General features: G+C 58.3%; 8 protein-coding genes. 3 read left to right on the plus strand and 5 right to left on the minus strand.

The window, feature by feature from the left end; all coding sequences use genetic code 11:
- Window positions 1–112: 112 nt before the first annotated feature.
- From JOE56_RS02545 to JOE56_RS02555, 3 genes are all read right to left on the minus strand, one after another.
- The gene (locus tag JOE56_RS02545) at window positions 113–1,687 is read right to left on the minus strand and encodes an AbgT family transporter (RefSeq protein ID WP_204514687.1); all 1,575 of its coding nucleotides are present in this window, start codon (window positions 1,685–1,687) and stop codon (window positions 113–115) included.
- A 125-nt stretch (window positions 1,688–1,812) separates the two neighbouring features.
- Window positions 1,813–2,895 (minus strand): inositol-3-phosphate synthase, encoded by a 1,083-nt coding sequence (locus tag JOE56_RS02550; RefSeq protein WP_204514688.1) that lies wholly within the window; start codon window positions 2,893–2,895, stop codon window positions 1,813–1,815.
- A 118-nt stretch (window positions 2,896–3,013) separates the two neighbouring features.
- Window positions 3,014–4,606, minus strand: coding sequence for a peptide chain release factor 3 (locus JOE56_RS02555; RefSeq protein ID WP_204514689.1), 1,593 nt, complete (start codon window positions 4,604–4,606; stop codon window positions 3,014–3,016).
- A gap of 46 nt (window positions 4,607–4,652) precedes the next feature.
- On the opposite strand from JOE56_RS02555, the gene JOE56_RS02560 reads away from it, so the two are divergent.
- Window positions 4,653–5,000, plus strand: a complete 348-nt coding sequence (locus JOE56_RS02560) for a hypothetical protein (RefSeq protein ID WP_204514690.1) — start codon at window positions 4,653–4,655, stop codon at window positions 4,998–5,000.
- Here the strand turns inward: JOE56_RS02560 and hrpA are convergent.
- Window positions 4,968–8,909, minus strand: a complete 3,942-nt coding sequence (hrpA, locus tag JOE56_RS02565) for an ATP-dependent RNA helicase HrpA (protein WP_204514691.1) — start codon at window positions 8,907–8,909, stop codon at window positions 4,968–4,970. The two genes, JOE56_RS02560 and hrpA, sit on opposite strands and share 33 nt — an antisense overlap.
- Before the next feature lie 81 nt (window positions 8,910–8,990).
- On the opposite strand from hrpA, the gene JOE56_RS02570 reads away from it, so the two are divergent.
- The gene (locus JOE56_RS02570; protein ID WP_204514692.1) at window positions 8,991–9,908 is read left to right on the plus strand and encodes an AEC family transporter; all 918 of its coding nucleotides are present in this window, start codon (window positions 8,991–8,993) and stop codon (window positions 9,906–9,908) included.
- Window positions 9,909–9,988: 80 nt separating this feature from the next.
- Window positions 9,989–11,128: a TIGR01906 family membrane protein gene (locus JOE56_RS11200; RefSeq protein WP_204514693.1), complete on the plus strand. Its 1,140-nt coding sequence runs from the start codon at window positions 9,989–9,991 to the stop codon at window positions 11,126–11,128.
- Window positions 11,129–11,232: 104 nt separating this feature from the next.
- Here the strand turns inward: JOE56_RS11200 and ppk2 are convergent, their stop codons facing one another.
- Window positions 11,233–12,135, minus strand: coding sequence for a polyphosphate kinase 2 (gene ppk2 / locus JOE56_RS02580; RefSeq protein ID WP_102237542.1), 903 nt, complete (start codon window positions 12,133–12,135; stop codon window positions 11,233–11,235).
- Between the last annotated feature and the right edge of the window lie 14 nt (window positions 12,136–12,149).

Below are 12,149 nucleotides of genomic sequence, written 5' to 3' on the forward strand. Positions count from 1 at the left end.
CTCCTGTAATTGATATAACCAAGCCTAGCTGAACGATCTATCTGTATGAAAAAACCACAGGGCGGGTGTTTTTGTTCCGCCCGGTGGTTTTTCTCAGCGTAAAGTCAGCGTGCTAGGGAAGCTCGTAGGTGGTCTGAGCGCCGGGACCCATGGGAATACCTGTTGCCCACCATCCGAAGAACAGAAGCCCCCATGCAACGAACATCGCGAACGCGAGCGGGATGGTCAACGACAGAAGCGTTCCGATTCCCGCGTCCTTCTTGTACCTCTGCACGAAGCCCAGAATCATGACGAAGTACGGGCTCATCGGGGACACGATGTTCGTGGTTGAGTCACCAATGCGGTATGCCGCCTGGGTCACCTCGGGAGCAATTCCCAAGAGCATCAGCATAGGAACGAGTACGGGGGCCATCAACGTCCACAGACCGGATCCCGAGGTGATGAACAGCGCCCCGATGGCGGTCAGGATGTACGCCCCGAGGAGAATCACAATGGCTGGGGTGTTGGCGCTCTGGAAAAACTCAGCACCCTTGATAGCCAGAATCTCGCCCAACTTACTCATTTTGAAAAGCGCCAAGAACTGTGACGCGGCAAAGAACAGCAAAAGCACGGGAACCATAGGCGTGAGTCCCTGGACGATCATCTCAGGCACGTCGGCGGGTCGTTTGATGGACTTGGTGACGATTCCGTACACAATACCCACGACAAAGAACCCGAACCCGATGATTGCGGCGATGCCGGCCATGAGTGGCGACTTGGGACCAAATGCTCCTTCCTCGTCACGCAGAAACGAGCCCTGAGGCAGGGCGAGCACGAACAGCAGCACGCCACACAGAATGGTTGTGATGACGGCAATCCAGATGCCGCGCTTTTCCAGTGACGTGAGCTTCTTCGTGAGGTCGGCGTCTGTGGACGTGTCGCTGGTTTCGTTCTCTACCTCATCGGGTTTCAGTTCCTCACCACGCTTGTTCAGCAGGGTTTCGGTGACCAGAACAATAGCCCCAGCAACCACGAACATCGACACGAAGTTGAAGTAGAAGTTGTCGACAGGCGTAACCACGTATTCGGGGTCGATAATCGCTGCCGCACTGGTAGAGAGACCACCCAAGATTGCGTCGAGGCTGTTGACCATGGGGGCTGCCGAGTATCCACCAGAGGTCGCCGCATAGGCCACCGCACACCCAATGATGGGGTTACGTCCAACGGCTTTGAACGCGATACCACCCAGTGGGATCACGATCATGTACGCGGCGTCTGAAGCAATCGAGGATGCCGTTCCCACCAGCGCGACGATTGCGGTCACCCATTTTGGTGAGGCGTTCATCAAGGCCGCACGCATGATCGCTGGGATCAGGCCCGAGCGTTCCGCAACTGCCACACCAAAAAGAACAACCAGAACAAGCCCCAAGGCTGGGAAGGTGACGTAGTTTTCGACGACACCCGAGACGATGGCGCCCAAGGACTCCGCCGACGTCAAGTTAACCGCGTTGACGGTCTCACCTTTTGCGGGGTTGACTGCAGACAGACCTGCTGCTGATGCCACCCATGAAATGAGCATGACGATGACGGCCAGGGACAAGAACAACCAAAACGGGTGTGGCAGTTTGTTGCCGGCTTTTTCGATGACGATGAGCAGGCGCATGAGCCAGTTCAAGTCATCCTTGGATTGTGTGGCAGGGGCTGACACGCAGAACCTCCTTAAGCGTTTTCGCAGAGCAAACCAGAACTTTACAGGAAAATCTAAGACTGTGTGCACGCAAACAAAAACTCGGAACACCAGTGCGATGTTCCGAGTTTCTGCAGGTGGTAGGCCTAGTGGGAAGCTTTACCAGCGATAAAGTCTTCGACGGCTTGACGTGCAAGGTCGTCGCTCTGTTGTTCAGGTGGCGACTTCATAAAGTACGAGCTGGCAGACAGCAAAGCCCCGCCGACACCTCGGTCTAAACCAATCTTTGCCGCCCGAACCGCGTCAATGATAACTCCCGCAGAGTTTGGCGAGTCCCACACTTCGAGTTTGTATTCCAGCGAAACCGGAGCGTCGCCAAAGTTCCGGCCTTCGAGGCGAACGAACGCCCACTTGCGGTCATCCAACCACTGAACGTAGTCGCTGGGGCCAATGTGTACATCGCGACTTTCTAATTTCGCCGAGGTGTTAGAGGTGACCGCCTGCGTCTTGGAGATCTTCTTTGACTCCAGGCGTTCACGTTCGAGCATGTTCTTAAAGTCCATGTTTCCGCCCACGTTGAGCTGATACGTACGGTCAAGGATGACTCCACGGTCTTCGAACAGTTTGGCCATGACACGGTGAGTAATGGTGGCACCAATTTGGCTCTTGATGTCGTCACCAACGATGGGAACGCCAGCTTCTTTGAACTTGTCGTCCCATTCCTTAGTTCCCGCGATGAACACCGGAAGGGCGTTGACAAAGGCGACCTTGGCGTCGATGCAGGCTTGTGCGTAGTACTCAGTCGCTTTTTGGGAACCGACAGGGAGGTAGCACACCAGTACGTCGACCTTTTCGTCACGCAAGACTTGTGCGACGTCGACCGGCTCTTCTTGAGACTCTTCGATCGTTTCGAGGTAGTACTTGCCCAGACCGTCCAGGGTGGGCCCACGCTTCACAGTCACACCGGTGGATGGTACGTCTGCGATCTTGATGGTGTTGTTTTCGCTGGCCAGGATCGCGTCAGCGATGTCGAGGCCAACCTTCTTCGCGTCAACATCAAAGGCGGCGACGAATTCGAGGTCGCTGACGTGGTAGTCACCGAACTGAACATGCATGAGCCCTGGAATCTGTTCGTCCGCTTGAGCGTCCCGGTAGTATTCGACTCCCTGAATGAGGGAGGTTGCGCAGTTTCCGAGCCCTGCGATGGCTACGCGAATTGGGTTTCCCACTGTGCTCTTACTCTCCTTTAAACAACCGCGTCAAGCACCGTAAAAGGCACCGGACACTCTATCTTAACGTTCAATGTGTGGCGGGTATTCCTGTTCCCGCACTTCAGCCGTGCGTGCGTTATGTCACAACCAGCGGTTCAAGTGTCAGGTTGGGGTGCTCACGCTCAACTCCTTGGAGCCTCCACCTGTCAGAAAACAGAGCCAACAGAGTTCCGTCTGAACGTTCCAAGACTTCGACACTGCGTTCGCGTGCGAGCGTGGGGATGTCCTCTTTTACCGTCTGTCGCGCAATTGTGTAGGCCAGACGTTCAAGCGTGCACGGGGCGTTGAATTCGTTCTGCATGCGATCTTCTGCAACTTCGAACTGCATGGGCCCCACAGCCCCCAGAACAGGTGCTTGGTCACCACGCAGATCTGAACGTAGAACCTGGATCACGCCTTCGTGGTCCAGCTGTTCAATTCCGCGGCGGAACTGCTTGTACTTGGACGAGTCCTTTGCGCGAATCACCATGAAGTGTTCAGGCGAGAACGACGGGATGGGTGGGAACGTCACGGGTTCGTCGAGGTACAGCGAATCCCCCACTCGCAAGGCTGAGGCGTTGACCAGACCAACGACGTCTCCAGGGAACGCTGTGTCAATGACTTCGCGGTCACGTCCAAAAACCTGTTGAGCATACTTGGTGGCAAAGGGCTTGCCTGTGGCTGCGTGCGTGACCACCATGCCACGCTCAAATACTCCCGAACACACGCGCACGTATGCCAAACGGTCGCGGTGGTTGGTGTCCATCCCTGCCTGCACTTTGAACACGAAACCGGAAAATGGCGCGTCCACTTCACGCGGGTTCCCGTCCACATCAATCCGGGCATGTGCCGGTGGCGCAATATCGACCAGGGTGTCCAGAATCTTGTGTACCCCAAAGTTCAGAACGGCAGAAGCGAACATGACAGGTGTGGTGCGTCCGGCCAGGAAGGACTCCTGATCGTAGTTTTGGTCTTCGAGTTCAAGCAGGTCCGATTCGTCTACCGCATTTGTCCACGCTTCCCCTTCGAGGGTTTCAGCGGCTTCTGCGTCCATGGATTCCTCACCGGCGATGGTAGCTCCACCGTCCGTGCGCGTGAACTTGGTGTACGTTCCATCCTCACGGTTGAGAACACCTCGGAAATCACCGGACTGACCCACCGGCCACGTCAGTGGCGTGGGCACCATTCCGGTGCGTTGCACAATTTCATCCATGAGTTCGAGCGCGTCAATACCGGGGCGGTCCCACTTGTTGATCACGGTGATGATGGGAATCTCGCGGTGTTTACACACGTCGAACAGTTTCATGGTCTGGGTTTCAAGACCTTTAGCGGCATCGACAAGCATGATGGTGAGGTCGACCGAAGACAGCACCCGGTAGGTGTCTTCCGAAAAGTCCGCGTGACCGGGGGTGTCAATGAGGTTGATGACGGTGTCGCGGTACTCAAACTGGAGCGCGGCTGACGAAATTGAAATTCCGCGGTCCTGTTCCATCTTCATCCAGTCCGACACGGTCGAACGTCGCCCGGCCTTGCCGTGCGTTGCACCCGCCTGCCCAATCACGCGAGCGTGTAGGGCCAGCGCCTCGGTGAGGGTCGACTTACCGGCGTCCGGGTGCGAAATCACCGCAAAAGTACGACGTCGCTGAGCCTGCGTGCGAATTTCTTTGGAGCTGAAGTCTGATGGAGTCACCGCACCATTCTATGTGTGCCCGGGTGTCTCCCGTACAGTGGAGGGCGTGGAAGAGTTCTCCAAGGTTCGAGTCGACCCTCACCGCAACCGCTTATGGCCCGTTGTGGTCGCAGCGCTGGCCAGCATTCCCCTCTTGGTCGTGTCTGTGCGCTTTTCGCTTCTAGCAGCCGACTACATGAAGCCCATGGTGGAACTGGGCGTTGACTTCCCCGTGCTGGCGTTCATGTTTTTCTTGTCCTCTGCCGCGTGGCTGGCGATCGGCGCTGTCCTCATTGCCTTGTGGGTTGCTATTGCCCGCAAAACCTTCAAATGGCGCTTAGTGTGGAGCGGAATTGCGCTGGTGGCAGCCGGACTTTTGCCTTTAAGCTGGGTGTTCTCGGGCGCACTGTTTTAGTGCTTTGAGGATCCGCTGTTCGGAAACTGGATGTGCCGCCTGAACCTGCGGTGCCCACAGTGAGATCCGCAGTTCCTCCACATCGAACACAAGGTCTTGCCACACCAGTGGCAACAACCCCACAGTTTCGCGCGTGTACGCCGGGGCCCGTTGAGTAATCGCGCCCTGCACCGTGTGAACGCGGTCCATGAACTGCCGGTCGCGGGCCGGTTGTTGCCCCATTTTCTCCGTGCGAATCCGCGCGGCTTCCATGTACGCGGGGTAACGGTGCACAAACTTGGGGTGGACATGAGCGACCCATCCGGGGTGAATGAGCGATTCCACGTGTTCTTTCACATCGGTAAGTCCGGTCAGAATCTCCAGTGACGACGATGCGCTGATGAGCTTCGTCACCGCCTGCGCCACTGTGAGTGTCTTAACGGCGTGCGCCAACGTTCGTTCCAACGCCGTGAGAATGTGGTCGTTGACCGCGCGCTCGCACGCTGAGTACGCATCGCGGTCCCGCACAGGTTCACGTTCAGCGACGATTCCCAACACGGCACTAAAGACGCAGTCGCTCACAATGTCGTTCGGTTGAGCTGCTAGTACTAGTTTGTCGCTCTGCTTCAGCCCGCCCACTACATAGGCGCGCGCTTCGGAACAGTTGTGCGCGATCAGCCGGGCAACACCTCGGTCATGGAGGAGCCGGGCGCGGCCAGCATCTCCTACTTCCTCTAGGTCCACGTGCGTTCCCCGGTCTATCAGGGCGCCCTTGGCAGGCAGGCCGTCCCAGCGCCACTTCGTCACGCCTGTTACGGGGGTAAACGCCGAGGTCGTCCCCGCTCCCCGTTGTTTCTCGCCTGCCCGAGTTGCGGGTGCGACCTGTGGGGTTGGGGTCGGGCTCTTCGATTCGGCTCGGGCCTTGAGGAATTCCGCTAGTTGGCTTGGTTTCTTGCGAGATTGGTGGACGATGATGCGCATCCGCAAGTGTGGTGGGATACGTTCGGTGTCGAAGTCGTGAGCGTGGACGTCGATGGGCATGAGGTCGGTGAGTTCTCCTCCGCCAGCGCGTGCGGTGAGCGCTTGCGCTACCGCGTCTTCGAGCGTGCCTTCATAGGGTTCGAGCTGTTGGTTGAGTTCACGCGCCACATTGGGGGCAGGCACAAAGTATTTGCGCTTTGCTTTTGGGAGCGCGCGAATGAGCGCGGTGATGAGTTCTAGCCGAAGCCCCGGCACTTGCCACGTGAACTGTGCGGGGTCGGCGTGGGTGGCCTGCTGTTCGTTGAGGTGGATCGTGACGCCGTCACTGTCGGCGCCTGGATCATACGTGTAGCGCAACTTGGCATTGGGTTTCACGTTTTGGGGCAACCCGCGCAGTTTCCATTCGAGCGGGAACGCGGCAGCGGCAGTTTCTCGCGCTTCGAGCGTGTTCCCGGCCACCAAAGCATCCGGGTCGATGTTGAGCGCGACGGGGTTGGCTTGGCGGGCCTTTTTCCACCACGAATTAAATGACGGCGCGGACGTCACTTGAGCTGGAAGAGCCTGGTCATAGAACTCAAAGAGAAGTTCGTCGTCGGCGCGCAACCGGTTGTCGCGCATGCGGTCGGCCAGTTGATGCGCCGTTCGGAGCGCTTTTTCGTTGTGGCGCACAAACGCGTGGTCTTCGTTCCATTCGCCGTCAATGAGGGCGTGGCGAATAAACATGTCACGGGCTTCAGCCGGGTTGATGCGCGCGTACCCCACCCGGGTGTCCGAGGTCAGCGCGACCCCGTACAGGCTCGTGTGGTCATACACGAACGCTTGACCCTTCTTGGTTGACCAGTGCGGTTCGGAATACTGGTGGCGGATGAGCGGACCGGCAGCTTTGATCACCCAGTCGGGGTCAATCTTCGCCACGGTGCGCGCCCACAAACGTGAGGTCTCAACGAGTTCCGCAGCAACCACCAGATCCGGTTTGGTCTTAAACAGTCCAGAACCGGGGAAGATCCTAAACCGAGTTCCACGTGCGCCCAAGTAGTCGGGCGAGTTATGGGTCTTGGCCCCGATCGAGGACAGCAGCCCGGTCAACAACGCCGTGTGAATCGCAGGGTCTTGATCACCTGCGCCCAATCCCCCACCGGGCTTCTCAATGGGGTGACCAGCGGTCTTGAGCATGGTACACAGCTGGGTGACCAGGTCCATCCATTCGCGCACTCGCACGAAGTTAATGAATTCGTCCTTGCACAGCTTGCGCAGTTTGGAGGTGGAAAGTTTCTGGGACTGTTCGTGTACGTAGTTCCACAGCGCGATGTAACTCATGAAGTCGGATGCGGGCCGGGCAAACCGGGAGTGTTTTTCATCCGCTTGCGCTCGCATCTCGGTGGGGCGTTCGCGCGGGTCTTGCAGGGACAACGCCGCCACGATGACAACGACCTCGGCGGCAACCCCGTATTCCACGCCGGCCATCACGATGCGCGCCATACGCGGGTCAATGGGGAGGGCACCCAGGGCGCGTCCCAGTTTGGTCAGGCGCAACCGCCCGTTGTCTTTGCGAATCGCGCCCAGTTCGGACAGGAGCGCGGCACCGGAACGCACGGCGGCGGAGTCCGGTGGAGTGAGGAATGGGAAGGACAGGATGTCGTTTTCGCTCTGCACCAGCCCCAGCGTGAGCATTTGGAGGACAACGCTGGCCAGGTGGGTGCGCAGGATTTCGGGGTCGGTGTACTCCGGGCGGGTGTTGAAATCTTCTTCGCTGTAGAGGCGAATGCAGATTCCCGGGCTGGTACGTCCGGCACGTCCGGCGCGCTGGCGGGCCGAGGCTTGTGAGATGCGTTCGATGGGGAGGCGCTGGACTTTAGTGCGGTTCGAGTACCGCGAGATGCGTGCAGTTCCCGCGTCGATGACGTATTTGATGCCGGGCACCGTGAGCGAGGTTTCGGCCACATTGGTGGCAAGGACCACGCGAGTGGAGTTGTGGGGAGCGAACACGCGCTGTTGCTCAGCGGCTGACAGCCGGCCAAACAGCGGCACGATCTCCCACTGGCTGTACCGCGCGCCCTTTGTGCGCAGGTGGCCGTTGAGTGCGTCGGCGGTGTCGCGGATTTCGCGTTCGCCGGACAGGAACACCAGGATGTCGCCGGGTTCTTCGCGGGACAGTTCGTCGACGGCTTCGAGGATCCCGTCGGTCTGGTTGGCCGTTCCGGTGTCGTACGTGCCGTCGGAACCGGGGCCGTCGGTGTCGTCGTCACTTCCGGTGCCGTCAAGTGGCCGGTACCGCATTTCGACCGGGTAGGTGCGTCCGGACACGCTCACGATGGGGGCATCTTTGAAGTGTTGGGAGAAGGATTCGGGGTCAATCGTGGCCGAGGTGATAATCACCTTGAGATCGGGGCGTTTGGGTAACAGCCGGGCTAGGAACCCTAAAAGGAAGTCGATGTTGAGGCTACGTTCGTGGGCTTCGTCGATGATGATGACGTCATAGGCGCGCAGATACTTGTCGTGCTGGAGTTCCGCGAGCAGGATCCCGTCGGTCATGACTTTCACCCGGGTGGAGTCATCCGTATGGGCGGTAAAGCGCACTTGGTATCCCACACCTTCACCCAGTTCGATCCCGGTTTCTTCCGCGATCCTGGTGGCGACAGACCGGGCGGCGATTCGGCGTGGCTGCGTGTGGCCAATCATCCCGTTGATCCCGTACCCCAGTTCCATGCACAGTTTGGGCAACTGGGTGGTCTTTCCGGAGCCAGTTTCCCCGGCAACCACAATCACTTGGTGACCTTTGAGCGCTTGGGCGATTTCACCTCGGGCGGCACTGACCGGCAGTTCTTCTGGGTAGCGAAATACAGGGTCGACGGCTTTGCGCGCTTCAATTCGTTTCTGTACCAGAGCGTGGTTGTTTTGCGCGTGTGCTTTGCCTCGTCGCCTACCGCGACGCTTCCCAGGTGTGTTCATTGCGTCTCTAGGCTACCGTGTGGACATTCGAAGCATGAGATGTGGATGACCCCGTAACCTAGGTGGGCAGGAAGGAGAACGATGCTGGGAGCGCTCGAAGGATTCGGGGTCATCGGTTGTATTATTTTGGCCGGTTTCCTTTTGGGGCGTTCAGGTGTCCTGGGTTCGCACGGGCAGCAAGTGCTGGCGAACACCGTATTTTTTGTGGGAACTCCGGCTCTGATGTTCACCACGATTGCCTCCACCCCGGTGTCGCAGGTGTTCACTCCCGCGTTGTTTGCCACGGCCGGGTCCGCCCTGCTCATGGCGGTGGTGATGTTCGTGTTTACCCGCGCCCGAGGTCGTTCATTAGGAGAGGCGACCGTGGCTGGTTGGTCGGTGTCGTACGTCAATATTGGCAACTTGGGAATCCCCATTGCCACGTACGTGCTGGGCAGTTTAAATGCGATCCCGCCAGTCTTGTTGTTCCAAATCATTGTGTTGGCCCCTATTGGTTTTGCGATTCTGGATGCGACTCGAACCGTGGGAGCCGAGTGGTGGCGACCGGTCATTCGTGTGTTCACGAACCCAATTCTTATTGGGTCCGTTGCCGGGTTGCTCGCGTCTATCACTGGGTTTGAACTGCCTAATGTTGTAGCCGACCCGATTGCGATGCTGGGTGCGACCTCAGTTCCGCTGACCCTCATGGCGTTTGGGATTTCGCTCAAGGATGGGTGGGCGTTGCCTCAGCCGGGTACTCGCACGCAGCTGACCGTCATGACGGTGCTCAAACTTGTCGTTCATCCGTTCGTGGCGTGGCTGATCGGTGGACCGCTTTTGGGTTACTCGGGCCATGAGCTCTTAGCGATCGTGGTGACGTCCACGCTTCCTACCGCGCAAAACGTGTACATCAACGCGCTTAAATACCGCCAGTCCGAGGTGGTGACCCGTGACGTCGTTTTCATCACCACGTTGCTGTCGATCCCTGCCGTTGTCATTGTGACCGGGCTGTTGTCATAAGCGTGTGACCCTGCTCGCCACAGGCTCTAAAAGGTGTGTCGATCCCCCACCGCCTGGCAAAAACCACGAACAATAGGTGTGTGGCTACTGACAAGAACTCTGACGACCTCGTGTCGCGACGCATGAACGCAACGGACGACGACCCCGAAGCGACCGCGCAGTTCGACGCGTTCCCACGCGAGAGCACACCCGAAAAACCCAGCATGCTCAGCGACGAAGAGTGGGCTCTTCTCTCCGACGGACCCGGCAAGAAGTCCCCGGAAACCCCAGACACCTCGGAGGTTGACTCAAAGGACACCGCCGAGGCCACTAAGGATTCCACCGACACTCAGAAACTCGCTAAAACCCGGGAAACGTCGGTCAAACGCCAACACTCGTCGGCACGACCAGTCGACCGCGAGGAACCCACCCGCGTCATGCCCACAGCAGTACCCGCCGGCAGCTCCTCTGCAGCGACGGCCACCTCGGCGCCTTCCACGGCGGCTGCAACCACCTCGGCACCTCAACCTGGTTTCTATCACCGCTTTGGATTCCTCGACTTCATCGCAACGGCGATCATTGTTGTGTCAATGCCGTTCATGCTTGTGGCGCTTGCCATCAAGATCGCGTCAAGCGGTATGTTCTTGCGGTTCGAATACTTCATCAACCCGTGGTTCCCGAACGATAAGTACGGCTTCCACTCAGAAGACCGCCTTCACTACGCGTCCTACGTGGCGAACTACCTGTTCAACGGAGACTCGTCGCGCTACCTGGCCGATGTGGTGTTCCCCGACGGAAAACCTGTCTTTACCGACGGCGAGATCGCCCACATGTCCGATGTGAAGGGCCTGGTCACGCTCTTGTTCTTCATCGCGATCGTGGGCATGATCCTGTCGCTGATTTCAGCGGTGTACCTGGGACGCAAGTACGGCCCTGGCCTCCACCACGCGATGCGCTGGTCCGGAATTGTCACCCTGACGTTCTTCGCGATTCTCACGGTCGTGGCGCTCCTGGGTTGGGAGCAGTTCTTCACCGGATTCCACGACATGTTCTTCGCTTCCGGCACCTGGCAGTTCTACCTAGACGACTCGCTCATTCGCCTGTTCCCACCTCAGTTCTGGATTGACGCGGGAGTCTTTGTCGCTGCCTTCGTGGTGCTGATTTCGATCCTGCTGATCGCGATCAGTCGCATTGGGCACAAGAAGCGCAAGCTGGCACGCGAGGCCGCGAAACAGGCATGAGTGCTTAGAGTCTCGCGCCCTTAAGGCCCTACGTCTTTAGAGGTAGCCACCGAATGTTGAAGGCCCTCAGAGCATTAAGCTCTGAGGGCCTTACACGTAACTCCTTAGTCGCCTACTGCGTCGCGACCACGGATGACGATCTTGGGGTCGGGCGGGTACACCACTGAGGTGTCTTTACCTTCGTATTCCACCGAGTTGAGGAAGTAGCGCATGGCGTTGAGGCGAGCGCGTTTCTTGTCGTTGGACTTCACCGTGATCCACGGGGCGTGGTCGGTGTCGGTGCGCAAGAAGGTCTGCTCTTTGGCTTCCGTGTAGTCGTCCCAGCGACCCAAGGACTCCAGGTCCATGGGTGACAGCTTCCACTGGCGAACAGGGTCGATCTGGCGGATTGCAAAACGTGTGCGCTGTTCGTGTTCGGTCACCGAGAACCAGAATTTGGTGAGGTGGATCCCGGACTCCACGAGCATCTTTTCAAACAGTGGCGCCTGCACCATGAACTCTTCGTACTGGCTGTCGGTGCAGAAGCCCATGACGCGTTCAACGTTGGCGCGGTTGTACCACGAACGGTCGAACATCACGATTTCACCGCGTGTGGGCAGGTGCTTGACGTAGCGCTGGAAGTACCACTGGCCCATCTCTTGTTCGGTGGGTTTGTTCAGTGCAACCACGCGAGCTGCACGTGGGTTGAGGTGTTCTGTGAACCGTTTGATGGTTCCACCCTTACCTGCTGCGTCACGGCCTTCAAACACCAGGACGTGTCGCAGGCCGTTGTCCTGCCCGTAGTACTGGAATTTCAAGAGTTCGATCTGGAGTTTGTACTTCTCCTGTTCGTACTCGGAACGGGTCATCAACGTGTCGTATGGGTAGCCTTCGCGCCACGTTTCAACGGCGCGTCCGCCCGGGTCGATGAGGTCAGGGTCGGGGGTGTGCCCGTTGACCACTGTGTAGCCTTCGGTACGGAGTTTGTCGATGTATTCGCGCAGATTTTCTTTCTGATGTGGGTGCATGACTCTCCTTTGCC

This window comes from Brevibacterium paucivorans, from assembly GCF_016907735.1.
Classification (GTDB): domain Bacteria; phylum Actinomycetota; class Actinomycetes; order Actinomycetales; family Brevibacteriaceae; genus Brevibacterium; species Brevibacterium paucivorans.

Excerpts from the sequence above, each read along its gene's own strand:
- hrpA (WP_204514691.1), bottom strand. The coding sequence starts at position 8,909 with ATGAACACACCTGGGAAGCGTCGCGGTAGGCGACGAGGCAAAGCACAC.
- JOE56_RS02570 (WP_204514692.1), top strand. The coding sequence starts at position 8,991 with ATGCTGGGAGCGCTCGAAGGATTCGGGGTCATCGGTTGTATTATTTTG.
- ppk2 (WP_102237542.1), bottom strand. The coding sequence starts at position 12,135 with ATGCACCCACATCAGAAAGAAAATCTGCGCGAATACATCGACAAACTC.